The sequence below is a fragment of the Sphingopyxis sp. genome, from assembly GCF_035250425.1.
Taxonomy (GTDB): domain Bacteria; phylum Pseudomonadota; class Alphaproteobacteria; order Sphingomonadales; family Sphingomonadaceae; genus Sphingopyxis.
This window is the reverse complement of record NZ_DATFFD010000055.1, coordinates 1-2136: the sequence shown is the minus strand read 5'-3', so window position 1 is coordinate 2136 and position 2136 is coordinate 1. Positions and strand designations below refer to the sequence as shown.

Below are 2136 nucleotides of genomic sequence, written 5' to 3'. Positions count from 1 at the left end.
TAAACAAACCAAGAGAAAAAGGTGTTGCCCCCGCGAAAGAGTGAAGGGTCGGATTGTCCCCCGGACAATCCTTGGACATGCTGGGAGCATGTCCAACCCTTAACTGGCCGCCATCGGGGTGGCGCAAGGCTGCCAGCGGCCCCCGCCTTCGCGGGGGCGACGATTTAAGGGAGACCAATATGAAACTCGATTCCACCGTATCCGCCGTCGTCACCGGCGGCGCCTCGGGCCTCGGCGCCGCCACCGCGCGCGCGCTTGCCGCGAAGGGCGTGAAGATCGCGATCTTCGACCTGCAGGAAGAAAAGGGCAAAGCGCTCGCCGAAGAGCTCGGCGGCGTCTTCTGCGAATGCAACGTCACCGACGACGCGTCGGTCGACGCCGCCTTCGCCAAGGCGCGCGAAGCGCATGGGCAGGAACGCATCCTCGTCAATTGCGCGGGCACCGGCAACGCGATCAAGACCGCGAGCCGCAGCAAGGAAGACGGCAGCATCAAGCATTTCCCGCTCGATGCGTTCAACTGGATCATCCAGATCAACCTCGTCGGCACCTTCCGCTGCATCGCCAAGTCGGCGGCGGGCATGCTGACGCTCGATCCGATGGAGGATGGCGAGCGCGGCGCGATCGTCAACACGGCGAGCGTCGCGGCCGAGGACGGCCAGATCGGCCAGGCGGCCTATTCGGCATCGAAGGGCGGCGTCGTCGGCATGACGCTTCCCATCGCACGCGACCTCGGTAACGAGAATATCCGCGTCAACACGATCCTGCCCGGCATCTTCGACACCCCACTGCTCGCCGGCGCGCCGCAGAATGTCCGCGATGCATTGGGCGCCTCGGTACTCAACCCGAAGCGTCTCGGCAATCCGCCCGAATATGCCAATCTCGCGATCTGCATGATCGAGAACGGCTATTTCAACGGCGAGGACGTCCGCCTCGACGGCGGCATCCGCATGGCGCCGCGCTGACATGCCCAAACCGGAAAGCTGGCGGCTCGATGCCGCCAGCTACCCCGTCTGTATCGAGTTGCAGACGCGCTTTCAGGACATGGACATCAACGGCCACCTCAACAATGTGGCCTTTGCCGCCTTGTTCGAGAGCGGCCGCGTGCTGCTGAACCGGCAGGTTCGCCCGCTGGACGAGCGCCCCTCGAACGAGCGGACGATGGTCGCGGCGGTCGAGATCAACTATCTCGCCGAAGGCAATTTCCCCGATCCGGTAAAGATCGCGACGGGGATCGGCCGGCTCGGTACGTCGAGCTGGACGATCGTGCAGGCGATGTTCCAGAACGGCCGCCCGATCGCGATCTGCGACACCGTGGTCGTGTGCCGCACCGACGGTCAGGCGAAACCGCTGCGCGCAGAGATGGTGGCGGAGCTGGAGGCGAATCTGGTGGCGCCGGTCTGAATTTCCTTCTCGCTTGATGGGAGAAGGATACGGAGCCTTGTCGCGAAGCGGCCAGGCGCAGTTGGATGAAGGTGATGGTGCGACATGGCGCCGCCGTTTCAGCCCGAAACCGCACCCCCACCGCCGCAACTAGCGAACAAGTTCGCAAGTTTCGCTGCCTCCCCCATCAGGGGGGAGGAGAGACGCTACAAATTCTTGTCGGCGTCGGGGACCGAACGGATCAGGTCGCGCGCGAAACCGATCAGCCCGATCTGGCGGCGGCGCTTCAGCCGCTCGGCGCGCAGGATCGCGCGGACCTCGTCGAAGCAGCCTTCGACATGGTCGTTGATCAACACATAGTCATAGCCGTCCCAGTGGCTGATCTCGTTCGCAGCGCGTTCCATGCGCGCGGCGATCACCTCATCGCTGTCGGTGTTGCGCGAGCGCAGCCGGCGTTCGAGCTCTTCCATCGTCGGCGGCAGGACGAAGACGCGGACGACGTCGGGGCCGGCCTCCTGATACAGTTGCTGCGCCCCCTGCCAGTCGATGTCGAACAACACGTCCTTGCCCGCGGCGAGCAACTCCTCGACCCGCGCGCGCGGGGTGCCGTAGCGGTGGCCGAAGACATGCGCCCATTCGAGAAACTCGCCGTCGGCGGCCATCTTCTTGAAGCTGTCGGTGTCGACGAAATGATAATGGACCCCGTCGATTTCGCCGGGACGCGGCGGGCGCGTCGTCGCGGAGACCGAGAGCGCG

General features: G+C 64.8%; 3 protein-coding genes. 2 read left to right on the top strand and 1 reads right to left on the bottom strand.

Annotated features, from left to right (window positions below; all coding sequences use genetic code 11):
* Positions 1–179: 179 nt before the first annotated feature.
* Both VJ811_RS03445 and VJ811_RS03440 read left to right on the top strand, forming a co-directional pair.
* A complete protein-coding gene (locus tag VJ811_RS03445; protein WP_324070878.1) occupies positions 180–962 on the top strand; it encodes an SDR family NAD(P)-dependent oxidoreductase in 783 nt (260 codons plus the stop codon).
* Position 963: 1 nt separating this feature from the next.
* Entirely contained in the window at positions 964–1401 is a 438-nt protein-coding gene (locus VJ811_RS03440) for an acyl-CoA thioesterase (RefSeq protein ID WP_324070877.1), read from the top strand.
* A gap of 185 nt (positions 1402–1586) precedes the next feature.
* On the opposite strand, the gene gmk is transcribed toward VJ811_RS03440, so the two are convergent.
* Positions 1587–2136: guanylate kinase (gmk, locus tag VJ811_RS03435; protein ID WP_324070876.1), on the bottom strand; the 550-nt coding region annotated here is incomplete at its 5' end.